This window comes from Lacisediminimonas profundi (genome assembly GCF_008831265.1).
Lineage (GTDB): Bacteria > Pseudomonadota > Gammaproteobacteria > Burkholderiales > Burkholderiaceae_D > Lacisediminimonas > Lacisediminimonas profundi.
On the sequence record NZ_VTTH01000006.1, the window covers coordinates 85,717 to 110,681 of the forward strand.

The window sequence follows — 24,965 nt, forward strand, 5'->3', positions numbered from 1 at the left end:
GTCGCTCCCCTCACAATTGCATGCGCTGCACTTCCTGCAGCGCTTCCATCACACGGTTGCGCACCTGCAGTGCGAGCTGGAACGCAATGCGCGCCTGTTCGAGGCTGATCATGACCTGGTGAATGCTGTCGGCCTGGCCGGCGGCCAGCCGCAACGACTGCCCCTGGGCCGCCTTCATCGTCTGGTCCAGCTCGCCCAGTTGCTGGCGCAGCACGGTGCCGAAGGAAGGAAGTCCTGCAGCGCCGCCGGACGCCATCGGGCCAGCCGCAGCGGGCGGCCCCACCCCGTCCTCGGGTGCATGGGCCAGCCGAGTGACGGCCAGGTCCGGGACTATCATGCTCAGGGCGCTCATCGGCCGCCTCCGATTTCCAGCGCCTTCATCGCCATGCTGCGCCCCGCCTTGATGGCTGACACATTGGCCTCGTACGCGCGGGTGGCCTGCATGATGCCAAGCATTTCGGACAGTGTGTCGATGCGCGGATATGCGACGAAACCGTTTGCGTCTGCATGTGGATGGCCGGGTTCGTGCATCAGCCGCGGCGCGGCATCGAGCTGCACCTGGCCGACCACGCGTGGCGCCGGCAGGGCTTCCTGCATGCCTGCCAGCATTGCAGGAAAGCTGGCCGGGGTTTCGATCAGCACGCGTGCGGCGCGATAGGTGCCGGTACCGGCCGCGCGCGTGACATGTGTGTGGGCGATATTGGATGCGGCGATGTCGGCCCGTGCTTTTTCCACGGCCATGCCGGCGGCGCCGACGGCGAATGCGGCCTGGTAATCCATGCCTATTTCTTCCCGTCGTTGCTGGCCAGCGAAAGCAGTTCCAGCTCTGCGCTGATGACCTTGACCAGGGCCTGGTGGTGCAGGACCGTTTGCGACAGCCCCACCACCTGGACATCGATGCCCGAGCCAGCACGCGCATCGTCGACCACGCGTGGCCGGGCATTTTCCAGGCCCGGTGGCGTGATGCGCGATTGTTCCAGCAGCTTGCGCATGCCTTCTTCGAAACTCACCTTGCGCGGCTGCCAGGCGCTACCGTCCGCATGAACGCTGCCGGCGTTGGCAATGTTGGCGCCGATCACCTGCTGGCGCAGGCTGGCTGCATCCAGCGCGAGGGGCAGCAACTGCAGCACCGGCGATGGAAAAATTGTCGTGATTGCTTGCGACACGGGACTCCTTTCTCGCACCTGCAGGGATGGGCGCAGGTGCATTCGGCCATTGGTATTGATCTGTTGGTATTGATCTATTTGTATTGATCCATTTGCGCTGGACTATTGGCCTTGCTTGTCGCTACTGGATGATCAGCTCCGCGCGCAGCGCGCCGGCCGCCTTGATTCCCTGCAGGATCGCGATCATGTCGCGCGGGCTGGCCTTGATCCGGTTGAGCGCCCGCACCAGGTCGCCGACCGTGCTGCCAAGCCCGAGCTGGACCGCCTGGGCGGGCGGCTCGGCGACGTCTATGCGGGTTTGCGGCACCACCTCGGACCGCACGCCGGGCCCGCTGCGCAATGGCAGAACCGGTTGCGACACGAGATAGTCGGTCACCACCGAAACCCGCAATTCGCCGTGGGAGATGGTTACGCGCGAGAGGGTTACGTCAGCGCCGGCAACTACCGTGCCGGTACGTTCGTTGACCACCACACGAGCGCGCTGGTCCGGCTGCACGTTCAAGCTTTCGATCCGGGTCATGAAGCCAACCAGCCGGCCACGCCATTCAGCGGGGACGCCAATGCTGACGGTGCCGGCATCCAGTGCAGCCGCCACCGGCTCGCTGAATCCGCCATTGATGGCGGTGGCGATTCGGCTGGCGGTGGTGTAGTCGGGTTCGGCAAGCAGGAATTCCAGCTTGCCGTCGCGCAGCACCTCGCTGCCGGCGGCCACTTCGATCGTGGCCCCGCCCGGTATTCCGCCCACGGTCGGATGGTTCTTTTGCACCACGTTGCCGTTCAGGCCGTACTTGTAGCCGCCGACCGACAGCGGCCCCTGCGCAAGCGCATACACCCGCCCGTCCGGTCCCTTTAACGGCGTCATCAGCAGCAGGCCGCCCAGCAAGCTGCGGGCGTCGCCCGCCGAGGTCACGGTGACATCGATACGGTCTCCGGTGCGCGCGAACGGCGGCAGGGTTGCCGTCACCATCACCACCGCAACATTGCGGCTCTGGATCTGGTCCTGCGGGATGATCAGGTCAAACTGGGTCAGTACATTGGCCAGCGACTGCCGGGTGGCCCGGTTGCGCTGGGAATCCCCGGTGCCAGCAAGGCCGGTGGCCAAGCCATGACCCACCAGCATGTTGTCGCGCCAGCCGCCAAACCGGCCGATGTCCTTGAGCCGCACGCTGTCCGCAGCGCTCGCAGTACCACCGGGCAGCAGCAGCGCACAGGCCAGCATCGTGCTCAGGAACTGTTGCCGCATCACAGCAGGCCCAGCCAGGAAAGCAGCCGGGTGAGGATGCCAGGACGCTGTTTCTCACCCAGCACGCCGTCGCCAACATAGCTGATGCGCGCATCGGCAAGGCGCGTCGACAGGACTGTATTGTTGTCGAGGATGTCGACTGGCCGTACCCGGCCTTCGAGCCGGATTTCCTGCTTTTCGTCGTTGACCAGGATTTGCTGTTCGCCGGCCACCTGCAACAGGCCACTGACCGGGTCTACCGCTTGCACGGTGACGGTGATCTGCGCCAGCAGCTTGCCAGAGCGCTGGATCTGCCCGCGGCCATTGAAGTTGTCGCCCATCGACAGGCTGGCGTCGCGCTCGCTGGTGGTCGATTTCCAGCCGAGCCGCAGCCCCCCGTTCTTTTCCGTGGTGGTGTTCGCGTTGGCGCTGGCGCTCGAGTTCTCGACCACCTGCACGGTGAGCACATCGCCCGCTCGCCAGGCGCGTTTGTCGGCGGTCAGAGAACGAAAAGTGGATCCACTCTGGAACAGGTCGGCGGCAGCGACTGACGGCAGGCCGCCGACCATGCACAGCAACACAAGGGATAGCGCCCTGCCCTGCTGCGGCAAGAGGGAAAATGTTGACGTCATTGCGTCCGGATCCAGTGTTCGCATCGGGCTCGCCTGTCCTTACCTTGCTTCGGCGACGCCGTTGCCAAGCACGGTGACCAGGTATTCCTGCTTGCTGCGCGGATTACGCACCCGCACCTGGCTGCCAGTGGCGCCCGATCCAAGGCTGGTGGCGCGATCCTCTATCGTCACACCGCCCTGGGTGACGCGAACGAGGACCTCGCTGCCGTGTTCCACCGCCCTGCTCCGGCGGTGTTCGTCGGACAGCACGGAGGTCAGCAGCACCGCGTCGGCGCCGGCAAGCGTCATGGCGTCACGCAAGGCCGGCAGGCGCCTTTCGAGCGCATGCTTGACGCGTTCCCGTGAGAGCCGCAAAGGCTCCCTGCGGGATCCGATCAGCGCCAGGGTGGTGGCTTCGATGATCTTTCGCAGTGCGGCATCAGTTGCTTCGACGCCAGCCACATCGATCACCTTCACCTCGCGTTGCGTCACCGTCGCGCTGTCGCGCAAATGAATCACAGCCGCTGCAGACTGAACGGAGCCGGAAAGTACAAGCAGCAATATCGCCGTCAGAATTTTCACAATGACCCTAGCGCCGCAGGTTGTTGACGATGCCCAGCATTTCATCTGTTGCCTGTACCAGCTTGGCGTTGAGTTCGTAGGCGCGCTGCGCAAGCGTCAGGCTGACGACCTGGTCCACCAGCTTGACATTGGAGGCTTCGAGATAGCCTTGGCTCAGCGTGCCGAATCCGCTGTCGCCGGGCTTGCCGAACTGCGGGTCGCCAGCTTTTTCACTGGATCCGTACAGGTTGCTGCCCAAGGGCGGCAGGCCGGCCGGATTGACGAAACGCACCAGTTCGATTTGTCCGGCCTCCACTGGCGCCTTCTCGTCAGGAACCGAAACCATGACCTTGCCGCTGCGGTCGATCCGGATGGCGGTGGCATCGTTTGGAATGGTGATTTGCTGGCGCAGCGGATAGCCGTCCGCACTGGCGAGCAAGCCATCGCGATTGACCTGCAGCGAAAGCGTGCGGGAATAGGCGCTACTGCCATCGGGGAGCAGGAGTTCGACCAGGCCCTCGCCACTGATCCCGAGGTCGAGCGGCTGGTCGGTCTTTTTCAGATCGCCGCTGGTGAATGTCTTGCCCAATGACAGGGCGACGCTACCCATGCCGGCCGCTCGCTGCAGGTCGTTGCCCGCGTCCATATCGGCACCGCCCGGCGAGGCGGCGTACATCAGGCTCTGGAAAGTGACCCGATCAGCCTTGAATCCTGGCGTGTTGACGTTGGCCACGTTATTGGAGATGGCGTCGATATGGGCCTGCTGCGCAGCCATGCCGGTTGCGCCGATGTAGAGTGAATTCATCATTCGCGGCGCGTCTTTAAAATTCACCGAGCTGCACAAGGACGCGCTCGTGCATGTCGCCGTACCACTGTATGACTTTCTGCCCGGCCTCGAAGTGACGCGTCGCCTGGATCAGTCGCACCATTTCCTCGGCGGCGACCACATTGGACGCTTCAAGGAAGCCCTGGCGCACGGCGCTGCCGCTCCCGCTGACGCCGGCAAGGTGGGCACCATCAGCACCATCGGCGAGTATCCGGGCGGCGCCCTGCAAATAGCGGCCATTGGCAGCAGGCGCCAGCTCACGGGGATCCTCGAAGCGCACCAGGCGCAACTGTCCGACCAGCCGGTCCTGCTCGAACAGTCGGCCGTCGCGATCGACTCGCACTTGCGCCGATTCAAGCCTGATCGAACCCGCAAGTCCGGCAACCGATCCGCCGCCAGGCGCAATCAACTGACCCATCGCATCGATCATGAAGTTGCCCTGCCTGGTGTAGCTGCTCACGCCATTGGCGACAATTTCGAAGAAGGCGCCGCCTTCGATTCCGAGGTCAAGTGGATTGCCTGTGGGGCGAAGCGGTCCCTGGCGAAAATCAGTGCCAGCCGCAGCGGCCGCCATACCTGCCGGGCTGGGCTCGGCAGCCTTGGATGCGACACTGGAAGCCGCATGCGAAACCAGGCTGGAAAATGCCTCCGCCCCGCCCACCGCCACACGCCGCTTGTAGCCTGGCGTCAGGAGATTGGCCAGGTTCTGGCTGAGGATATCGACACGCGCGGCGTCGGCGTGCATTGAGGCGGCAGCGATTGATGCGCCATCTGGCATGGACTGCAACTCCCTGGATGAATGAACCGATCGCGGTCTTGAGATAAGTCATCGGTTTGATTGATTCAGTTTGCAATGCATCAAGGCCTTGGCGGAAGACATGTTTAGGCGAGCTGGAGGAGTGATCAGAGATCGTTCGATTGTCGAGCCATACTTTCGAATAGCGATCAAACTCGATCTGAAATCGTGGGCTTCGTACGGCGGTCGACTGCTCGCGCCCGCCCTGTTTGATGGGTTTCGCAACGTGCCAAAGAAGGGGGGACCGCAGGAAAGGCAATTCATCGGCGTCATGCCCCTTATAGCTTGTCGCAGGCACGACAGAGAACCGGATCAAGGAGACAAGGCTTGCTGTTTGGCATAGCAGAGCACATTGGCTGGATCTGCATCGAGCAGATCCGCTGCATCCCGCAGGCTGATGGCACCGCGCATGGCCATGCTTGCGACCAATTTCGAGAACGCCTTCCCATTGCGGACTTGAATGGCCCGATGGAAATCACCCCCGCTGCCGCTTTTCAGGCCGGCCTGGCAGGTGCGTTGATAAATGCTCCGGTAAAACCCGGCGCGGACCCTCCCCAGTTCCAGCGCGCGCCGCGCGATCATCAGGGCACTCACCCTGATGTGGGACCGGACGAAAGTAAGCTTTCCTTCGTCGTTGTCCTGCACCGAATCCCATAGCGCCAGGAAAGGCTGCCTCGGCACGAGCAGTTCGCCCGCGACCTCATTGCAGAGTCGCGCTTGCTGGTTCTGCGAAAAAGGCGATGCATCCGAAATGCCGGACGCGCCGAGCCAGATGAGCGCCATTTCGTGCGCAAGCGTGACTGCCCAGGCGGCCGGAGCGTCAGCACCATTGATGAAGATTGCCGGCACATGAGGATCGCAGATGGCGACGCCACGAAATTCCGCGACCGATAGCTTGCGATTTTCGTCATTGCCCACGAATTCATTCCTGAACACCAGGATCCCGACATCGCCGGCCTTGTTGGCCAGGCAGGAATACAAGGCCTCCGCGGCGTCCTGTTGATAGACCTCCTCGTCAGTCAATCCGAGCATGCGCCGGATATCGGCGGCGATCGTCTCCGCAGGCATAGCAGGACTGAAGCGCCCGACAAAGTCCAATGGCTTGACCTGCGCAGCTTTCCGGCAAGCCCGATACCAATCCTGCTTGAACTTGAGCTCATCGACTGTTTCAAGAAAATCCTGACCCAGGGGAGCCGGCCGGGCATCCGTGCGGAAATCCACCAAAGGAGCCGCTTTCGCGCTTGCCACTGCGGCGGTGCCTCGCGCCCAAAGGCGATTCACGCACCCGCCCTGTCCCGGCTCAAATCGGAGGACCGGTCCTCGATGGAGGGTAGCGCGCAGAGAGTCGTGCATGGCGGTGTGCTCGGGCGGGAAGGAGCGAAAGTTTCGTTCCAGCAGCAGAAGACCGTACAGGATTGTTAAAGGTCAGATTTGACCGGACATCCTTCCGTGCGAATGCCTGACCATTGTGCGGTTTCATTTTCATGCGGCAAAAAAATGCGCCGCGTGAAGCTGTCAGGCGCGGTGAAACTGTGAGCTGCGCGGTCGCGTCTTGTCTTTCCCATCGCCCACAAGCATGTCCGACCGACGGGCGCAAACCCTTGATGCATCTCACAAGAACAAGGCAGCACATCGCTCATGCTCGATTTTCAGGGCGGGTCACGGATGGCCACGCCAAGTCCACGGAGGCAGCATGCCCTTGTTCCTGATGCAAACCCGGTTGTCGGCTGATGCGCTGCACCAGCCAAAATCCTTCGAGACCCTGGAACGCCATGTCGCTGACCAGATACAGGCGCACTGTCCGGAGGTGAAGTGGATCGCCAGCTATGCCGTGCTCGGCCCCTGCGACTACCTGGACGTGTTCGAGGCGCCGGACATCGATTCAGCCATGCGGGTATCGGTGCTGGTGCGCAGCTACGGCCGTGCCCACTCGCAAGTCTGGCCGGCACTGGAGTGGCACGATTTCAAGAAAGTGCTGCAAAAACTGCCTGACGAACCTGTCACCCGCCGGACCAAATGATGGCCTTGGGTGCAGCGACAAGATGCATCTATCCGCGATAGGTCGCGGCGGGGGCGGCATGGAGGAGAAGATGAATATCGGCGAAATCTGTACCCGTGTAACCGTGTTCGCCTACAAGGACATGAGCGTGAGCGAGGCAGCGCGGCTGATGCTTGAGCAGCATTCCGGCAGCCTGGTGGTGGTCGATGAAACCGGCAACGGCCGCGCCATCGTCGGCATCCTGACCGACCGCGATATTGTGGTTGCAGTGGTTGCCCGCGACTTCAACGCACAGAACATGCGGGTCGCTGAGGTCATGAGCGGCACCCCCATCACGTGCCGGGCCGAGGATTCGATGGCGGACGCGCTGGGCCTGATGCGCCGCAACGGCGTACGACGCATTCCGGTGGCGGATGCGCAAGGCATGTTGCTCGGCATCGTCACCATGGACGATTTGCTCGAAATCATCGCCGAGGAGATGCAGGGCTTCGTGCAGGTAATCCAGAACGAACGTAAGCGCGAAACCCGGGTACGCGGCTGACCCCAAGGCGCGAGCCTCATCGCATGGTCCCATGCTAAATTGTCGGGATTACCACCTGGCACGAGAGAGACCATGACACCATCCGCCGATTACCATGCGATGCTGCAAGTAGCCGTGGAGCAGGCGCGCCTTGGCCTGGCCGAGGGCGGAATCCCGATTGGCGCAGCATTGTTCACCAAGAGCGGTGAATTGCTGGGCGCCGGACACAATCGCCGGGTGCAGGAGGGCGATCCCTCGGTCCATGCCGAGACCGATGCCTTCCGCAAAGCCGGACGTCAACGCAGTTACCGCGACAAGGTGATGGTGACCACACTGGCACCTTGCTGGTACTGCAGCGGTCTGGTGCGCCAGTTCCAGATCGGAACGGTGGTGGTGGGCGAGTCGGTGAATTTCCCCGGCGGTCTCGACTGGCTGCGCGAGAACGGGGTCGAGGTCATCGACCTTGGCTCGCAGGAATGCGTGACGATGCTGGCTGACTACATCCGCCGGAATCCTGAAGTATGGAACGAAGACATCGGGCAGGACTGATCGGGTGATTCCCGGGTGATTCCCGATTGACTCCATCAAGGGCGCCCTTCCCTGCCCGGGTATCAGCCTCCGTGCTGCACGAAGGAACGCGCCACATCGACGAAGCCATCACGAATCACGGATTTCACGCCGCGATTCCAGCCCAGCGCCAATTCCAGTTGCGGCCCGCCGCCGACCAGATTGCGTAACACCAGGCCGTTCATGCGAATGCTGCGCGACGACGATGGCACCAGCGCCACACCCATCCCGCACGAAACCAGCATCAACATGGTCGGAATGTCGCCAACCTCTTGCACCACGCGCGCCTGGAAGCCGGCGTCCTGGCATGTCTGGAACACCAGTGTCTGCAGCGACGAGGAAAGCGAGCGGGAAAAGCAGATGAAGCCTTCCTGAGCCAGGTCCTTCAGATTAATGCGGGCCTGGGATGCCAGCGGGTGGGCCGCCGGCAGTGCCAGCACCAGGCGCTCGTGTGCAATGGTCAGCAGCTCGATATCGGGAGACTGGACCGGTGGCCGCAGGCAGCCGATATCCATGCGTTTGTCGACCAAGGCGTCAATCTGCATCGGCGTCAGCAGGCTGTCCTGCAGGACCAGTTCCACTTTCGGGAACTGGTGCCGATAAGCCATCAATATCTTCGGAAAATTGCTGTAGATCGCCGTGTTGGTGTAGCCGATCACCAGGCGGCCGACCAGCCCCTCCTCGGCCCGCATCACCGAGCGCTTGGCCTGCTCGGTGGCAGCCAGGATCGCCTGCGCTTCCACGATCAGCGCGCGCCCGGCGTCGGTCAGCTCGACCTTGTGCTTGGTGCGCCGGAACAGCATGACGCCAAGACTGTCCTCAAGCAGTTTGATTTGCCGCGACAGCGGCGACTGTGCAATGTGCGCCCGTTCTGCGGCACGGCCGAAATGAAGCTCCTGGGCTACCGCCAGGAAGTAACGCAGTTGTCGCAGTTCCATCCGAAAATGCTATCACAGCTTTTTCGGATGCTGTGCGCATGACTGCTTCGCAGACACGTTGACGCCCTGGCAGCCTGGCAGCTTGGCGCAAGGTGTCCCGCCGGGACTCAGCTCGCTGCGTCCGGGGGAGCCGCGAGGTACTCGCGGCGCAGGCGCAGCTTGTCGACCTTGCCGGCGCCGTTTTTCGGCAGCGATTCCCGGAAGATCATGCGCCGCGGCTGCTTGTAGCGCGCCAGGCGGCCGTCCAGGTTTGCCAGCACATCCTGCTCGCTCACGCTGAAGCCGGGCTTGATGCTGAGAACCGCGCATACCGTCTCGCCCCAACGGGCATCCGGCAATCCGATCACCGCCGCTTCCAGTATCGGCGGATATTCCACCAGGCGCGACTCGACCTCGGTCGCATAGACGTTCTCGCCGCCGGTAATGATCATGTCCTTGAGTCGGCCGGCAACCCGCAGATAGCCGTCCTCATCCACCTGCCCGAGGTCGCCGGTGCGCAACCAGCCGTCATGCATGACTCCCTGCGTATCGGCCTCGCGCTTCCAGTAACCCTGCATGACATTGGGTCCGCGAACTTCGATTTCGCCGATCTCACCTGCGCTTGCCACTGCCGCGGCGGAGGCCTCTGCGCCACTTTCGGCCTCGCCGGCACGGATCCGGAACTCGCTGAACAGCGGCGACAGGCCGGTGCTCATCTGCTTGCTCGGCGGCGCTGTCGGCGACAGCGCCGCAACCAGCACGGTGGCCTCGGTAAGGCCGTAACGATGGATCACGGCAACCTCGCGCCGGCGATACTCTGCGATCAAGGCTTCCGGCACCGGCGCGCCGCCGACGATGACGGCGCGCAGCGAACTGAGGTCGGTGGATTCGAATGCCGGATGGGCTGCCATGGTCTTGTACATTGCCGGAACCCCGGCGATCAGGGTGATCTTTTCATCGGCGATCCGGCGCAGCACCTGGTTCTCGTCAAATGCGCGTTCAAGATGGATGCAGGCGCCACGCAGGAAGCAGTCCATGAAAGTGGCGACCGGCGCCGCATGGAACAAGGGCGCGGAAATCAGCACCTTGTCGCTGGCAAAGCCGCCCTGCAGCAGGATGATATTGAGCGTGTTCCAGAACAGGTTGCCGTGACTGAGCATCACGCCTTTCGGATGGCCGGTGCTGCCGGAGGTGTACAGCAACCACGCAGTCTCGTCCCAGCCGGCCATGCGCAGGGGGGGCGCCGCGGCTACCGGCCCGGCCTCCATCATCGCCAGCAACTCGTCATCCTGCTCCCGTCCTGAACGCACGAACTGCGGACATGGGCAGCCCTGCTGCACGGCATGGCGAATGGCATCGAACCGGTCGCCGTATATCAGCATGCTGGCGTCGCAGTCATTGATGATTGCGACCACCTCGGGTGCGCTCAAGCGAAAGTTGACCGGCACAAAAATGGCGCCGATGCGCGCAGCCGCGAACATGACGACAGCAAAACGGGCATCGTTGTAATCAAGGAAAGCGACGCGATCGCCAGCCTTGATGCCGCGCCGCTCAAGTTCGGCGGCCAGGCGAATCGCGCTTTGCTGCAACTGGCCATAGGTCCACCGCTCCGCGCGCTCCGCCTCGTGCCAGTAGACAATGCATTCCAGCCCGGGCTGCAAGTGGGCGCGCCGCTCCAGCCAGGAGGCAGGGCTCGGATTGACGGACATCGGGGTATTCGTGCTCAGCATGGCGGGTCTTGTCTGTTTCTGTTGAATGAGGTGCGGGATGGGGGGCGTCTCAGGCGCCGCCTCAGGGCTTTGCCGCGGGTGGCGGCACGGTGCGCAGCGATTTTTCCTGCTCGCTGCGCGCCTTGATTCGCGTGCGCGCTTCCACCCATTGCTCATCGCTCCAATCCGCGTACTGGGTGAAGTAAGAGCCGCGCGCAAGGTTATAGGCGCCATCGATGGCAATCGTCTCGCCACTCAGCCACGCGCAGCCGTCGGCCATCAGGAAGGCTGCCAGGTTTCCAAGCTCATCCATCTGGCCAAGCCGGCGCATCGGGTTCTCCCGGGTTTCCAGCTCATGCGGATTGTCGCCGGGCCGCAGGCGCGCGGTGGCGCCTGGTGTCGGGAAGATGCCGGGTGCAATGGCGTTCAGCCGTATGCCGTAGCGGCCCCATTCGGTGGCAAGCGATTTGGTCATCGCATCGATGCCGGCCTTGGCCATGGCGGAAGGGACGACGTAGGGCGATCCCGTGCGAACCCAAGTGGTGACGATGGAGAGCACCGTGCCCTTCAATTGCTGGGCTATCCAGCGTTTGCCGACCGCCTGGGTCACATAAAAGGTCCCATGCAAGACGGTATTGGCGATGGCGTCAAAGCCGCCTGGCGACAAATCCTCGGTGCGGCTGACGAAATTCCCGGCCGCATTATTGACCAGGCCAGTCAGCGGACCGCTCTCCCACAATTCGCCGATGCAGCGATCAACCGCGTCGGCGTCGCGCAGGTCGAGCGCTACGGTTTGCACGATGCCCCCGTGCTGTTCCATCAATTCCCGCGCGGTGTCGTCCAGCACGCTCTGCCGCCGGCCGCAAATGCAAACGGTGGCGCCAAGCGACAGCAGCCGTGCCGCGATCTCGCGGCCCAGCCCGGTACCGCCACCAGTCACAAGTATGCGGTGTCCTTTGAACAGCTCCGGCTTGAACATGGGTCTCCTCGCTGGCCTGCCGGCCTTGTATTGGAATCTGCATTTTTCAGACGCGGAGTATGCGGTTGCAGCAGGCTGCGACGCCAACACTAATTTTGGAATGCGTAAGACCCACAAGGTCTTGAAGCCTCGCGCGCACAGGCCTAACATCTGCCGCACTAGAATCACAGAGACACGGCACGGCGCCGAACGGGACCCAGCGATGCACTTTGACGAACTGAACGAGGAACAGCGCCAGCTGCGTGACAGCCTGCAGCGGGCGATGGAAAAAATCCTCACTCCCGAATACCTTCACCGCATGGACCAGGAAGGCCGTTACCCCTACGAAGCCTACCAGGCGTGGGTCGAACTCGGCCTGACCGGACGCGGTATTCCCGAGGAATACGGCGGTTATGGCGGCACCATGGAAGATCTGGCATTGATTGCCGAGGACCTGGCCGCCTGGAGTTACGACCTGTCGACTGCGTACACAGTGCCGCTGTTTACCGGACAGACCTTGCTCAAGTGCGGCCGGGAGGAGCAGAAAGCCGAATTCCTGCCTCAACTGGCACAGGGAAAAATCCGCATGTCGGTCTGCATCAGCGAGCCGGCCGCCGGATCGGATGTCGCAGCAATCCAGACCCGCGCGGTGGCCGACGGCGATCATTGGATCCTCAACGGGCAGAAAGTCTGGATCACTGGCGCCGGCGCGGACAACACCCTGTTGCATGTCTATGCCCGCACCGACAGCACAGTGTCGGCACGCAAGGGCCTGTCGATTTTCCTGATTGAAAACACCCATCCCGGAATCGAATTGCGCAAGCTGGAGATGCTCGGCCGGCGCGGCGCCGGCAGCTACGAAGTATTCCTGAGCGACGTGCGGGTGCACAAGAGCCGCATCCTGGGCGAAGTGAACCGTGGCTGGGAATACCTGCTGGCAGGCTTGCAGGGCGAACGCGCCCTGACCTCGGCAGGCTATGCCGGAGCCAGCCAGAGCGTGGTCAACCTCGCCGTCAGCCATGCGCGCGAGCGCAGGCAATTCGGCAAATCGATCGCCGAGTTCCAGGCAATTTCACACATGCTGGCCGACATGCAGACCGAGGCCAGCGCTGCGCGCCTGCTGGCGTTTTCCGCAGCGGCAAAGTTGGCCCGCGGCCAGGACGCGCTGCGCGAGGTGTCGATGGCCAAGCTGTTCGGCTCCGAAACCTATATCAAGCTCGCCAACCAGGGCATGCAGATCATGGGCGCTTCCGGCTACAGCCTGGAGTACCCGATGCAGCGCCATTTCCGCGACGCCCGCAGCACTACCATTGGCGCCGGCAGTTCGCAGATGCAACGCAGCACCATTGCCTCGACCATGGACCTGGTTCCGGCGCGCTAGCGATGCCCCTCTTTTGAACGGCCCCGCCTCATCCATTTTTCATATTCATCAACCATGAATTCATCAACCATAACAAGGACCAGAGACATGATCACCCCGTTCCGCCGACTTCTTCTTGCGCTTGGACTGGCTGCCGCCTGCGCCGGCGCCCACGCCCAATACCCTGCGCGCCCCATCACGATGGTGGTGCCCTTCCCTCCCGGCGGCACCTCGGATTCGCTGGCGCGGATCATCGCGAAGAATGTCGGGGAAAACCTGGGCCAGTCGGTCGTCGTCGAGAACAAGCCTGGCGTCGAAGGGCAGATCGCCGCACAGGACATCGCGAAGTCCGCACCTGACGGCTACCGGATCGCGCTGGTCACTTCCGGCAATTTTTCCGTCCTGCCGGCGATGCGCAAGAATCCGCCGTATGACGTGATCACTGACTTCACCCCGATCGCCGACGTCGGCCGTTACGCGTTCTTCCTGTACGTGAATCCATCCGTGCCTGCAAAGAACATGCGCGAGTTCATCGCCCATGCGAAGGCCAACCCGGGAAAAATGAGCTATGGCAGCGGCAACGGCACCGGGGTGCTGGTGTTTGCACAGATCAAGAGCTTGTTCGGCATCGACCTGCTGCATGTTCCCTACAAGGGTGAGCCGCCGGCCATGACGGATCTGTTGGCAGGCCGCCTGGACGCGATGATTGCCACCGGCGCCGGCCTTCCTTTTGCGAAGGAGGGCAAGCTGCGTCCCCTGGTAACCCTGCTGCCGACGCGTTCGCCGCTGGCGCCGGAGGTGCCGGTCATGCGCGAGGCTGGGATGAGCGAATTGCCAGTCGTGATCTGGGCTGCGGTGGTTGGCCCGGCCGGCATGCCGAAGGATATCGTCGAGCGGCTGAACAAGGCGGTGCTGGCGTCCCTGGCAAAGCCCGATGTGGTGGCAAGCATCGAGCAGATGGGTTTTGCCGTCACTCCCGGCCGGCCGGAAGTCCTGGGCAACCTGATCAAGACCCAGGTCGGCGCATACACGAAGCTGGTGAAGTCCATCGGCATTCCGCTGCAATAAATCCGGTGAGCGCAAACATGCCTGATATCCGGACTTCGCAACGCCCGCTTCCAGATCACATACCGCCGGTGCTGCGCCGGCTGTCACTGCCGGTGATTGCTTCGCCGATGTTCACCGTCAGTTATCCCGATCTGGTGCTGGCGCAATGCAAGGCCGGCATCGTCGGCTCGTTTCCGGCGCTCAACGCACGCCAGCCGGAACTGCTGGACGAGTGGCTCAACAGCATGAAGGAAGAGCTGCAGGCATACCAGCGCGACAACCCGCAGGCGATCGTCGGGCCGATCGCCGTCAACCAGATTGCACATGCGTCCAACGTGAGACTGGAGCAGGACGTTGCGACCTGCATCCGCCACAAAGTGCCGATCCTGATTACCTCGCTGCGGGCGCCCGCGCCCGAGATCATCGCCGAAGTGCATGCGTATGGCGGAATCATCCTGCATGACGTGATCAACCTGCGGCATGCGATGAAAGCCCTTGACGCAGGCGTCGATGGCCTGATCCTGGTCGCGGCAGGCGCCGGCGGGCACGCCGGCACCCTGTCGCCGATGGCCCTGGTCGGTGAAGTGCGCAAACGATTCAAGGGACTGCTCGCACTGTCGGGCTCGATCGCCACCGGCGACGCGATCCTGGCGGCGCAAGCGATGGGCGCCGACTTCGCCTACATGGGCACGCGTTTCATCGCCAGCGTCGAAGCCAATGCCAGCGAGGAATACAAGCAGTCGCTGTTGCGTGCCAGCGCATCGGACATCATCTACAGCAACCTGTTCTCCGGCGTGCATGGCAACTATGTGCGCGAGAGCATCGAACGCTCCGGGCTCGACCCGGACAATCTCGCCGTGGCCGACAAGAGCAAGATGAGCTTCGCCGATGGCCGCTCCAAGGCCAAGGCATGGAAGGACATCTGGGGCGCAGGCCAGGGCGTTGCCGTGATCGACGACCTGCCGACCACCGCAGAAATTGTCGCGCGGCTCAAGCGGGAATATGCTGCCGCGCGGGAACGGATCATGTAGTTAATTGGGGTCAGACTAGTCTGACCCCAATTAACTTTACTTAGCGTAGATCATACGACGCTCCCCGCGTCCGGAACATGATGAAGCCTTGCCGAAAAATAGTGCCGGGCAGGCTTTGCCCAAGGCATCCCGGGTCACATGGCCAGCGCTGCGCCGACGACCTCGGGTCCGGGCGAGGAGAAGGTCATCAACATCAAAGAGTCCGCCGCACGCAAGGCGCTGCCACCGCGCAACGCCCGGGATAGCGAATTGCTGCGCTCCGAGTTGTTCAGCATCGAACAACTGAAGCGGCATGCGGCTACGCTGGCTGCCGAGCGCCGGATCGATCCGCATCCGGGGCCGGACCGGCTGCTGCCACGCCTGGCGGACAATGCGCAGGTCCTGCTGGCGGCGTATGACGTCGTGACAGCCGCAGTGACCAAGGGGCAACGGATCGCGCCGCCAGAGGCCTGGCTGCTCGACAATTTCTATCTGATCGAACAGCAGATCGGCCTGGCGCGCCGCTATCTGCCGCGCGGATACAGCCAGCAGTTGCCGCGCCTGGCCGCGGGCCCATCGGCCGGCTTTCCGCGGATTTACGAACTGGCGCTGGAGTTGATTTCCCACATGGATGGCCGCGTCGACAGCGGCAACACCACCGAGTTCATCGCAGCCTACCAGGCTGTCGAGCCACTGAAGCTGGGTGAATTGTGGGCCTTTCCGATCATGCTGCAACTGGCGCTGCTGGAAAACCTGCGCCGCGTGGCCGTCCGCATTGCCCAGCGGCGTGAAGAGCGCGACACCGCCATCCTGTGGGCGGAACGCATGCTTGCGATGGCGGAAAAGGAACCCGATCAGCTGATCCACTTGCTGGCCGAATTTGCCCATACCGATGTACCGCTGACGGCACCGTTCGTGGAGGAATTTTACGCAAGGATCCAGTCGCAGGGCGGCGCCATGAGCTTCGTCCAGGCCTGGATCGAGCAGAAGCTGCTCGAACAGGGAGTGACGGCCACGCAGTTATCGGAGACGGCCGGTCGGGCCTCGGCCACCAATCAGATATCGATCGCCAACAGCATCGGCAGCCTGCGCTTCATTGGCGCCATGGATTGGAAGAGCTTCGTCGAGTCGCTCAGCGTGGTCGAACAGACCTTGCGTGAAGACCCGGCTGGCATGCACGCCGGCCAGGATTTTCCCACCCGCGACCGCTACCGGCATGTGATCGAGGATATGGCGCGCGGCAGCACTTGCAGCGAGCCGGAGGTGGCGCGCACTGCAATCAGCCTGGCGCAGACCGCGGCAACGCAACGCGGCCCGGACGACCGCAGCGCGCATGTCGGCTTCTACCTGATCGATCAGGGGCGGCAAAGCCTGGAGAGGGCGATCAAGTGCCGCTTGTCGTGCAGATCGCGGATAGCCCGGGCATGCCGGCGCTTCCGCCTGGCGCTCTACCTCGGCCCGATCCTGTTGATCACTGCGCTGGTGAGCGTGGCCGTGCTGCGGACTTCAGGAGGATTGGAGTCGGACGGTTGGCTGGCCTGGGTTTTTGCCCTCCCACTCGTGATCGCATGCTCTGCGCTGGCAGTGCCACTGGTGAACCTGCTGATCACGCTGACCCTGCCGCCACGCGCATTGCCACGACTGGACTTTTCCAACGGCATCCCGGACAGCCATCGAACCATGGTGGTCGTACCCACCCTGCTGGCCAAGCTGGAGGATATCGATGCGCTGGTGGAGGCAATGGAGATCCGCTACCTCGGCAATCGCGACCCCAATCTGTTCTTTGCCCTGCTCACAGACCTTCCAGACGCGCTCGAACAAAGCATGCCGGATGATGAGTCCCTGCTTGCCCGCGCACGCGCTGCCGTGCAGGAGCTCAACCAGACTTACAGCGATGACCGGCCGTGCATCTTCTATCTGTTTCACCGGCCACGGATGTGGAACGCAGTCGAGCGGGTGTGGATGGGCTATGAGCGCAAGCGCGGCAAACTGGAGCAGTTCAATGCCCGGCTCCGAGGACAGGCGCAATCCGCTTTTTCCGAGATTGTCGGCGACCAGTCGGTTTTCGCATCGATCCGGTATGTGATCACGCTCGATACCGACACCCAACTGCCGCGCGATGCGGCACGCGCCCTGATCGGGAACCTTGCGCATTCACTCAACCGGCCGGTCTACGATGCCAGGAAGGGACGCATTGTAGATGGCTACGCGATCCTGCAACCGCGCGCCTCGATCAGCATGTCCAGCGCCGGGCAGTCACGATTTACCAAGCTGTTCGCGGGCGAATCGGGCATCGATCCCTACACGCGCGAGGTATCCGATGTCTATCAGGATGTTTTTGCCGAAGGTTCGTTCGTCGGCAAGGGAATCTACGATGTCGATGCCTTTCGCCAGGCGGTCGACGAGCGCTTCCCGGAAAACCTGATCCTGAGTCACGACCTGCTGGAAAGCGGTTACGCGCGATCGGCACTGGTGGCCGATATCGACCTGATCGAAGATCATCCCGCCAGTTACGCAATGGAGGCCAGCCGGCGCCACCGCTGGATCCGCGGCGACTGGCAACTGGCCGGCTGGCTGCGCCCCCGGGTGCCGGGTCCGCCCGGGGAAGACGGGGGCAATGGAGAGCGCTCCAGAAACCCGCTGTCTGCCTTGTCGGTATGGAAGCTGTTCGACAATCTGCGGCGCAGCCTGGTGTCGCCAGCGCTGCTGGCCTTGCTGCTAGCCGGATGGCTGCTGGGGCCGGGACCGGCCTGGTTCTGGAGCTTGCTGGTCGCCGCCGTAGTATTCCTGCCGGCGCTGCTGGCGACCGTGGTCGAACTGATCCGCAAGCCCGACGAACGCGATTGGCTGGTGCACCTGAGCCTGACGGCAAGATCCGCAACCCGCCCGCTGGCGCGCACCTTGCTGGTCCTGGTGTTCCTGCCCTACGACAGCTTGATCTGCCTGGATGCGATCCTGCGTTCAGGCATGCGCATGCCATTCACGCGGCAAGGCTTGCTGATCTGGCACTTGCCCTCTTACGCAGTGCGCAACGCGCGCCGCACGCTGGCCGATTTTTCCAGGGAAATGTGGATCGGCCCGGCGGTGGCGCTGGGCGTAATGCTGGCGATCGAACAGGAGCGGATGCCAGGCTGGATCTGGGTTGCGCCCATCCTGTTGCTGTGGCTGCTGTCACCGGTCGTTGGCTGGTGGATCAGCCAACCGCTGGCGTCGCCGGCGCCGGACCTGAGCGCTGATCAACAAACCTTCTTGCGCAGCGCGGCGCGCCGCACTTGGCGCTATTTCGCCGACTTCGTCGCCCCGCTGGACAACTGGCTGCCGCCCGACAACTTCCAGCAGAATCCGGCGCCGGCGATCGCCTCGCGCACTTCGCCCACCAACATGGGCATGTCCTTGCTGGCAGACCTGGCGGCATACGATTTCGGATATCTGACGCTAGGCGAATCCCTGCAGCGCATGAGCGACACGATGGCCTCGATGAAGAAACTGGAACGCTATCGTGGACATCTCTACAACTGGTACGACACCCGCACGCTGCAACCTCTGCATCCGCAATATGTGTCCTCGGTAGACAGCGGCAACCTGGCCGGCAGCCTGCTCACGCTGCAGGCAGGACTGGCCGAGCTGAAAAACCAGCCGGTGCTGTCACCCAACGCGCTGCACGGGCTGCAGGACACGTTGCAGGTGCTGGCCGAGATGCTGCCCGCGTCCCCTCCCCCCGAACTGTCGAAAAAGATCCGCATGTTGCAGGACACCCTGCGCGCACTCACCGTAGACGGAGCGCCGCAGACGCTGGCTGCCGGCGTCAACGCGCTGGGCCACATCCACCGTGCTGGCGGCGACCTGGTCACATTGCTGCCAACGGATATCGATATCGAAGGCGATCTGTTTTACTGGGCGCGCGCCTTCGACCATCAGTTGCGCGTCCTGCGCGACGAGCTTGCATCGCTGACGCTGACACTTGACCCACGGCATGGCAGCGCCATGCCGACCTGGAACGAACTGGCTGGCGCGCGGGCGGCAGACGGACTCAAGCAGCTTGGCATGATCGATGAACTGATCCGGGACTGCCGCGAACTGGCGGCAATGGATTTCGACTTTCTCTATGACGCTTCGTGCGGCCTGCTGGCCATTGGCTACGACGTCGGCGAGCGGCGCCGCGATCCCTCCTGCTACGACCTGCTGGCATCCGAAGCGCGCCTGGCCAGCTTCCTGCTGATCGCGCAGGGACAGGTGCCGCAGAAGCACTGGTTCTCGCTGGGCCGGCTGCTGACCAGCCATGGCGGCGACGTCAGCCTGATCTCATGGAGCGGCTCGATGTTCGAGTACCTGATGCCGCAGTTGATCATGCCGAGCTTTCCCAACACCTTGCTCGAGCAGACCTGCAAGGCGGCGGTATCGCGCCAGATCGAATACGGCCGGCAACGCGCGGTGCCATGGGGAATTTCGGAGTCCTGCTATAACGCTACCGACATGCACCAGGTGTACCAATACCGTGCATTCGGCGTTCCCGGCCTGGGCTTCAAGCGTGGACTGGGAGATGACCTCGTCATCGCGCCCTATGCCAGCGCATTGGCCCTGACCGTGCTGCCGCGCGAAGCGTGCCGCAACTTGCAGGCACTGGCCGAGCATGGCTTCCTGGGCGCCTACGGCTTCTACGAAGCCATCGATTACACGCCGTCCCGCGTGCCACGGGGCAAGCAGCACGCCATCGTGCGTTCGTTCATGGCGCATCACCAGGGCATGAGCCTGCTGGCCTTCGCGCATGTATTGCTCAATCAGCCGATGCAGCGCCGCTTCATGTCCGACCCGCTCTCGCGAGCGACCGAACTGCTGCTGCAGGAGCGGGTGCCGAAGAAAGGCGCCACCCTGCACCCGCACGCAGCCGAGGTGAGCGCCGCCGCGCGCCCGCCCAGTGCGGAAGCAGGCACGATCATGCGCGTGTTTTCCGACCCGAACACGCAAATCCCCGAAGTCCACCTGTTGTCCAACGGCCGCTATCATGTGATGGCGACCCATGCCGGCGGCAGCTACAGCCGCTGGCGCGATCTTGCGGTGACCCGTTGGCGGGAAGATGCCACGGCCGATGGCTGGGGCACTTTCATCTACCTGCGCGACAGCGACACCGGACGTTACTGGTCGGCCGCGCATCAGCCGACGCTGCGCCCGGCCGACCATTACGCGGCAATCTTCGTGCAGGGCCGCGCCGAATACCGGCGTCGCGACTACGCGGTGGAAGTGCATACCGAGATCAGCGTTTCCCCTGAAGACGATGTCGAGATCCGGCGCGTCACGCTCACCAACCAGTCGCCCCGGCATCGTCATATCGAAGTGACCAGCTACGCTGAAGTGGTGCTGGCGCCGCTGAACGCCGACCTGGCGCACCGCGCGTTCAGCAATCTGTTCGTGCAGACGGAGATTTTGCCCGAACAGCAAGCCATTCTCTGCACCCGCCGTCCGCGTACTGCGGAAGAGCGGGTGCCATGGATGTTTCACCTGCTGGCCGCACCGGGCGTGGAGGCCGAGCTCGCGTCCTACGAGACCGACCGCGCCAGATTCATCGGACGCGGCCGGACGGCGGCCAACCCGGTGGCATTGGATAGCAGCAAAGGCGGGCCAGCCTTGTCGAACACCGCCGGGCCAGTACTCGATCCGGTGGTCGCTATCCGCCGCACCCTGCACCTGGCCCCGGACGAATCGGCAACCATCCAGATCATTTCCGGGGTCGCCGACACGCGTGAGGGCGCATTGGCCTTGCTCGGCAAATATTGCGACCGGCACTTCGTCGAGCGCGCCTTCGAAATGGCCTGGTTCCAGAGCCAGGAGGTGCTGCGCCACCTGAATGCCAGCGAAGCCGATGCCCAGGTCTTCGGCCGCCTGGCCACCTCGGTCATTTACGCCAGTCCCCTGCGCCGCGCAGCGCCCCGGATCATTGCCCGCAACCAGCTTGGACAGTCCGGACTGTGGCGCTTCGGCATCTCGGGCGACATGCCGATGGTGCTGCTGCAAATCGGCGACATCAACCGCATCGATCTGGTCAAGCAGGTGTTGCAAGCGCATGCCTATTGGCGAATCAAAGGTCTGAGCGCCGACCTGGTGATCCTGAACGAGGACTTTTCGGGTTACCGCGCCGTGCTGCAGGACGAGATCATGCGGCTGATCAACATCGGCCCCGAAGCGCACATGCTCGACAAGCCGGGCGGACTGTTCGTGCGACGCGCCGAAGAACTCTCGGAGGACGAGCGGGTGTTGCTGCAGACGGTCGCCCGCATCGTCTTCAGCGATACCGCCGACACCCTGATCGAGCAGGTCGAGCGCCGGGTGTCGGCGGAGCGCGTGTCGGACCGCCTGGAGCCGGTGCAGAAAGCCGCCGCCGAGCCGGTGTATCCATTGGCCCCACGCGATCTGGTCTTCGGCAACGGCATGGGCGGCTTCACCTCCGACGGACACGAATACGTGGTCACGCTGGAACCGGGCCAGAACACGCCGGCGCCGTGGGCCAACGTCATCGCCAGCCCGCACATCGGCACCGTCGTCAGCGAAAGCGGCAGCGCCTATACCTGGGCAGAGAACGCACACGAATTCCGGCTGACATCCTGGAACAACGATCCGCTCAGCGACAGCAGCGGCGAGGCGCACTACATCCGCGATGACGAAACCGGTGCGTTCTGGTCGCCGACGCCGCTGCCTGCCCGCGGCCGCTCCGGCTATGTTTGCCGGCACGGCTTCGGCTACAGCGTCTTCGAGCACTACGAAGCCGGCATCAACTCGGAGATGACTGCCTACGTCGCCATGGACGCCCCGGTGAAGTTCGTGGTGATCAAGCTGCGCAACCAGTCCAGCAGAGATCGTAGCCTGTCCTTGACCGGATACTGGGAACTGGTTCTCGGCGAGTGGCGGCACGCCAACATGATGCACATCGTTACCGAAGCGGACACCTACACCGGCGCGCTGTTTGCCCGCAATGCCTACGGCCGCGAATGCGCCAATCGGGTGGTATTTGCCCACGTCAGCGAGCGCGACCCGGCTGTGAGCGGAAGCCGTACCGAGTTCATCGGCCGCAACGGATCGCTCGCCAGCCCGGCGGCGATGCGCCGCAAGCGCCTGTCGGGCCGGACTGGCGCGGGCCTTGATCCGTGCGCCGCGGTGCAGGCGCGGATAGAACTGGCTCCGGGGCAAACGAGCGAGATCGTGTTCGTATTCGGCGCGGCCCGTGACGCTGGCGAGGCGAGGCATTTCATCGAACGCTTCGGCGGGCGCGCGGGGGCCCGGCAGGCACTGGAATCCGTGTGGGAACACTGGAACCGCACCCTGGGCGCAGTGCAGGTGAAGACCCCGGACCCGGCACTGGACCTGCTGGCCAACGGCTGGCTGGTCTACCAGACCCTGTCCTGCCGGCTGTGGGGCCGCAGCGGCTATTACCAGTCCGGCGGCGCCTACGGCTTCCGCGATCAGCTGCAGGACACCATGGCCTTGATCCATGCCGCGCCCTGGCTCGCGCGCGAACAGTTGATCCGTTGCGCCGGGCGCCAGTTCCTCAAGGGCGACGTCCAGCACTGGTGGCATCCGCCCAACGGGCAAGGCGTGCGAACCCATTTTTCGGACGACTATCTATGGCTGCCGTATGCAGCATGCCGCTATGTAATGACGACCGGCGACACCGGCGTGCTGGACGAGTCCATCCATTTCCTGGAAGGACGCGAGCTGAATCCGGAGGAAGAGGCTTACTACGACCAGCCGCAACGCTCGCCTGAAGCTGCCACCCTGTACGAGCACTGCGTGCGTGCGATAAAGAACGGACTGCGTTTTGGCGCGCATCAAATGCCGCTGATGGGATGCGGCGACTGGAACGACGGCATGAATCTGGTCGGCCGCGACGGCAAGGGCGAGAGCGTATGGCTGGCCTGGTTCCTGTTCGATAACCTGCAGCTGTTTTCAGGCCTGGCGCGCAGCCACGGCGACCACCAGTTTGCCGAAGCATGCAGCACCCAGGCCGAACTGCTGCGCAGCCATATCGAGGCCAGCGCCTGGGACGGCGGCTGGTACCGCCGCGCCTGGTTCGACGACGGCACTCCGCTCGGCTCCTCCGTCAATGAAGAGTGCCAGATCGATTCGATCAGCCAGAGTTGGGCGGTGATCTCAAACGGGGGCAATCCGATGCGGGCGCGGCAGGCAATGGAAGCAGTGGACAAGCGCCTGGTCCGGCGCGATTCCCGGTTGATCCAGCTGCTCGATCCGCCCTTCGATCACTCGGACCTGGAACCCGGCTATATCAAGGGCTACGTGCCTGGCGTGCGCGAAAACGGTGGTCAATATACCCATGCCGCGATCTGGACCACGATGGCGTTTGCCATGATGGGCGACACGGCACGCGCGTGGGAACTATTCGCCATGATCAACCCGATCCGCCACGGCAACACGCCAGCGGCGATCGAGCTGTACAAGGTCGAACCATACGTCATGTGCGCCGACATCTACGGTTCCGCGCCGCACACTGGCCGCGGCGGCTGGACCTGGTACACCGGCGCCGCCGGCTGGATGTACCGGCTGACTGTCGAAACCCTGTTGGGCCTGCAACTGGAAGTGGATCAACTGCGCATTGCGCCATGCATCCCGGCCGACTGGCCGTCGTACCTGATCCACTACCGCTATCGGGATACCGTGTATCACATCGCCGTCAGCCAGGTCGTCGGCGCCGGAGAACATCCGCAGCAGGTGACTCGCGTCACGCTGGACGGTGCCGGACTCAAGCTGCCAGCGGCGGGGAAAACCGGGCGAACGCAAGCCTTGATCCCTCTGGTTGACGACCGCAAGGAGCATCGGGTGGAGGTGCGCTTGGGGTAGACGCAACCCGTGTGCATGCATGTCGACTCCCCGGCTGCGGCGCTACGCCCGCATCGGCTCCGCCACCCCAGTCAGATCGCCTTGATCACCCCGCCGTCGACCTGCAATGCGACGCCGTTGATATAGGACGCCTGCTCGGAGACAAGAAAGCATACGGCGCTGGCGATTTCATGCGCCTCGCCCAGGCGACCCACGGGGATGCCGCCCACCTTCATCCTGACGTAATCATCAGCGCCGCCCTTGGCTTCTTCCGCACCCTTCTTGAAACGGTCGGTGTTGATGGGCCCTGGCACGATCACGTTGACCAGCACGCCATCCTGTCCGGCCTCGTTGGCCAGGTACTTGAACAAGCCGGCCACACCCGGCCGGGTGGCGACCGAAGTCACCAGGTCCGGGATCGGTTCGCGCACCGAGCGGGCCTGCACGGTGACTACCCTTCCCCATTTTCGCTGCCGCATGCCAGGCACCAGCTTGCGCGTGAGCCGGAATCCGGCAAGCACCGTGACATCGAAGGCTTCCAGCAGATCGGCGTCGGAGACCTCGGCAAAGCCGCCACGCTTGGGAGAACCGCCGATGAACACCAGGATGTCCACTTGCCCGAAGCGCTCATTGGCAGCATTGCAAAGCCGGTCGATGTCGGCGGCGCTGCTCAAGTCCGCCTGCACCGCAAGCACATTGCCCTCCCCTGCCAACTGCGTCACTTCCTGCGCCGCCGCCTCCAGCCGCTCCGCATTGCGCGCGCACATCACGATCCTGGCACCTTCGGCGGCCAATGCGAGTGCACACTGCTTGCCGATGCCATTGCTCGACGCCGTCACCAGGGCAATCTTGCCCTTCAAGCCGAGATCCATT

The 24,965-nt window shown here is 63.5% G+C and carries 20 protein-coding genes; 7 read left to right on the top strand and 13 right to left on the bottom strand.

The features are described 5' to 3' along the window. Positions 1 to 10: 10 nt before the first annotated feature. The 9 genes from fliE to FVE66_RS16770 all read right to left on the bottom strand — a co-directional run bounded on the left by fliE (position 11) and on the right by FVE66_RS16770 (position 6,535). A complete protein-coding gene (gene fliE / locus FVE66_RS16730) occupies positions 11 to 352 on the bottom strand; it encodes a flagellar hook-basal body complex protein FliE (RefSeq protein ID WP_206668781.1) in 342 nt (113 codons plus the stop codon). Further along, on the bottom strand, positions 349 to 780 hold the full coding sequence (gene flgC, locus FVE66_RS16735) for a flagellar basal body rod protein FlgC (protein WP_151448618.1): 432 nt from the start codon (positions 778 to 780) through the stop codon (positions 349 to 351). Before flgC ends, fliE begins: the two co-directional genes overlap by 4 nt. 2 nt (positions 781 to 782) lie before the next feature. Then, positions 783 to 1,166 (bottom strand): flagellar basal body rod protein FlgB, encoded by a 384-nt coding sequence (locus FVE66_RS16740; RefSeq protein ID WP_151448619.1) that lies wholly within the window; start codon positions 1,164 to 1,166, stop codon positions 783 to 785. A gap of 121 nt (positions 1,167 to 1,287) precedes the next feature. Beyond that, the gene (locus FVE66_RS16745) at positions 1,288 to 2,409 is read right to left on the bottom strand and encodes a flagellar basal body P-ring protein FlgI (protein WP_151448620.1); all 1,122 of its coding nucleotides are present in this window, start codon (positions 2,407 to 2,409) and stop codon (positions 1,288 to 1,290) included. Beyond that, a complete protein-coding gene (locus FVE66_RS16750; RefSeq protein ID WP_241673254.1) occupies positions 2,409 to 3,044 on the bottom strand; it encodes a flagellar basal body L-ring protein FlgH in 636 nt (211 codons plus the stop codon). Before FVE66_RS16750 ends, FVE66_RS16745 begins: the two co-directional genes overlap by 1 nt. A 15-nt stretch (positions 3,045 to 3,059) precedes the next feature. Continuing rightward, positions 3,060 to 3,518, bottom strand: a complete 459-nt coding sequence (locus tag FVE66_RS16755; RefSeq protein ID WP_161993315.1) for a flagella basal body P-ring formation protein FlgA — start codon at positions 3,516 to 3,518, stop codon at positions 3,060 to 3,062. 70 nt (positions 3,519 to 3,588) lie between these two features. Beyond that, positions 3,589 to 4,368 carry a flagellar basal-body rod protein FlgG gene (flgG, locus tag FVE66_RS16760; RefSeq protein ID WP_151448622.1) on the bottom strand — a complete coding sequence of 260 codons (780 nt, stop codon included), beginning with the start codon at positions 4,366 to 4,368 and terminating at the stop codon, positions 3,589 to 3,591. Between the two features lie 13 nt (positions 4,369 to 4,381). Beyond that, positions 4,382 to 5,164 carry a flagellar hook-basal body protein gene (locus FVE66_RS16765; RefSeq protein WP_151448623.1) on the bottom strand — a complete coding sequence of 261 codons (783 nt, stop codon included), beginning with the start codon at positions 5,162 to 5,164 and terminating at the stop codon, positions 4,382 to 4,384. A 330-nt stretch (positions 5,165 to 5,494) separates the two neighbouring features. Beyond that, positions 5,495 to 6,535, bottom strand: a complete 1,041-nt coding sequence (locus FVE66_RS16770; RefSeq protein ID WP_151448624.1) for an ImmA/IrrE family metallo-endopeptidase — start codon at positions 6,533 to 6,535, stop codon at positions 5,495 to 5,497. A 340-nt stretch (positions 6,536 to 6,875) separates the two neighbouring features. On the opposite strand from FVE66_RS16770, the gene FVE66_RS16775 reads away from it, so the two are divergent. The 3 genes from FVE66_RS16775 to FVE66_RS16785 all read left to right on the top strand — a co-directional run bounded on the left by FVE66_RS16775 (position 6,876) and on the right by FVE66_RS16785 (position 8,250). Further along, a complete protein-coding gene (locus FVE66_RS16775; RefSeq protein ID WP_151448625.1) occupies positions 6,876 to 7,202 on the top strand; it encodes a GYD domain-containing protein in 327 nt (108 codons plus the stop codon). A 70-nt stretch (positions 7,203 to 7,272) separates the two neighbouring features. Beyond that, positions 7,273 to 7,722 (top strand): CBS domain-containing protein, encoded by a 450-nt coding sequence (locus FVE66_RS16780; protein ID WP_161993316.1) that lies wholly within the window; start codon positions 7,273 to 7,275, stop codon positions 7,720 to 7,722. 72 nt (positions 7,723 to 7,794) lie between these two features. Further along, positions 7,795 to 8,250 carry a nucleoside deaminase gene (locus FVE66_RS16785; RefSeq protein WP_151448627.1) on the top strand — a complete coding sequence of 152 codons (456 nt, stop codon included), beginning with the start codon at positions 7,795 to 7,797 and terminating at the stop codon, positions 8,248 to 8,250. 62 nt (positions 8,251 to 8,312) lie between these two features. Here the strand turns inward: FVE66_RS16785 and FVE66_RS16790 are convergent, their stop codons facing one another. The 3 genes from FVE66_RS16790 to FVE66_RS16800 form a co-directional block, all read right to left on the bottom strand. Further along, the gene (locus FVE66_RS16790) at positions 8,313 to 9,206 is read right to left on the bottom strand and encodes a LysR family transcriptional regulator (RefSeq protein WP_151448628.1); all 894 of its coding nucleotides are present in this window, start codon (positions 9,204 to 9,206) and stop codon (positions 8,313 to 8,315) included. Between the two features lie 107 nt (positions 9,207 to 9,313). Continuing rightward, positions 9,314 to 10,915 carry an AMP-binding protein gene (locus FVE66_RS16795; RefSeq protein ID WP_161993317.1) on the bottom strand — a complete coding sequence of 534 codons (1,602 nt, stop codon included), beginning with the start codon at positions 10,913 to 10,915 and terminating at the stop codon, positions 9,314 to 9,316. 61 nt (positions 10,916 to 10,976) lie between these two features. Continuing rightward, entirely contained in the window at positions 10,977 to 11,873 is an 897-nt protein-coding gene (locus tag FVE66_RS16800; RefSeq protein ID WP_151448630.1) for an SDR family oxidoreductase, read from the bottom strand. Positions 11,874 to 12,075: 202 nt separating this feature from the next. Here FVE66_RS16800 and FVE66_RS16805 point away from each other — a divergent pair, with 202 nt between their 5' ends. The 4 genes from FVE66_RS16805 (at position 12,076) to FVE66_RS16820 (ending at position 24,113) form a co-directional block, all read left to right on the top strand. Further along, complete coding sequence (locus FVE66_RS16805) at positions 12,076 to 13,233, top strand: acyl-CoA dehydrogenase family protein (protein ID WP_161993318.1); 1,158 nt, start codon at positions 12,076 to 12,078, stop codon at positions 13,231 to 13,233. An 87-nt stretch (positions 13,234 to 13,320) separates the two neighbouring features. Then, positions 13,321 to 14,280 (top strand): Bug family tripartite tricarboxylate transporter substrate binding protein, encoded by a 960-nt coding sequence (locus tag FVE66_RS16810; protein WP_151448632.1) that lies wholly within the window; start codon positions 13,321 to 13,323, stop codon positions 14,278 to 14,280. 17 nt (positions 14,281 to 14,297) lie between these two features. Further along, positions 14,298 to 15,290 carry an NAD(P)H-dependent flavin oxidoreductase gene (locus FVE66_RS16815; protein ID WP_151448633.1) on the top strand — a complete coding sequence of 331 codons (993 nt, stop codon included), beginning with the start codon at positions 14,298 to 14,300 and terminating at the stop codon, positions 15,288 to 15,290. A 138-nt stretch (positions 15,291 to 15,428) separates the two neighbouring features. Continuing rightward, the gene (locus tag FVE66_RS16820; protein ID WP_206668782.1) at positions 15,429 to 24,113 is read left to right on the top strand and encodes a glycoside hydrolase family 94 protein; all 8,685 of its coding nucleotides are present in this window, start codon (positions 15,429 to 15,431) and stop codon (positions 24,111 to 24,113) included. A 71-nt stretch (positions 24,114 to 24,184) separates the two neighbouring features. Here the strand turns inward: FVE66_RS16820 and FVE66_RS16825 are convergent, their stop codons facing one another. Further along, positions 24,185 to 24,964, bottom strand: a complete 780-nt coding sequence (locus FVE66_RS16825) for an SDR family oxidoreductase (protein ID WP_151448634.1) — start codon at positions 24,962 to 24,964, stop codon at positions 24,185 to 24,187. Position 24,965 lies beyond the last annotated feature (1 nt).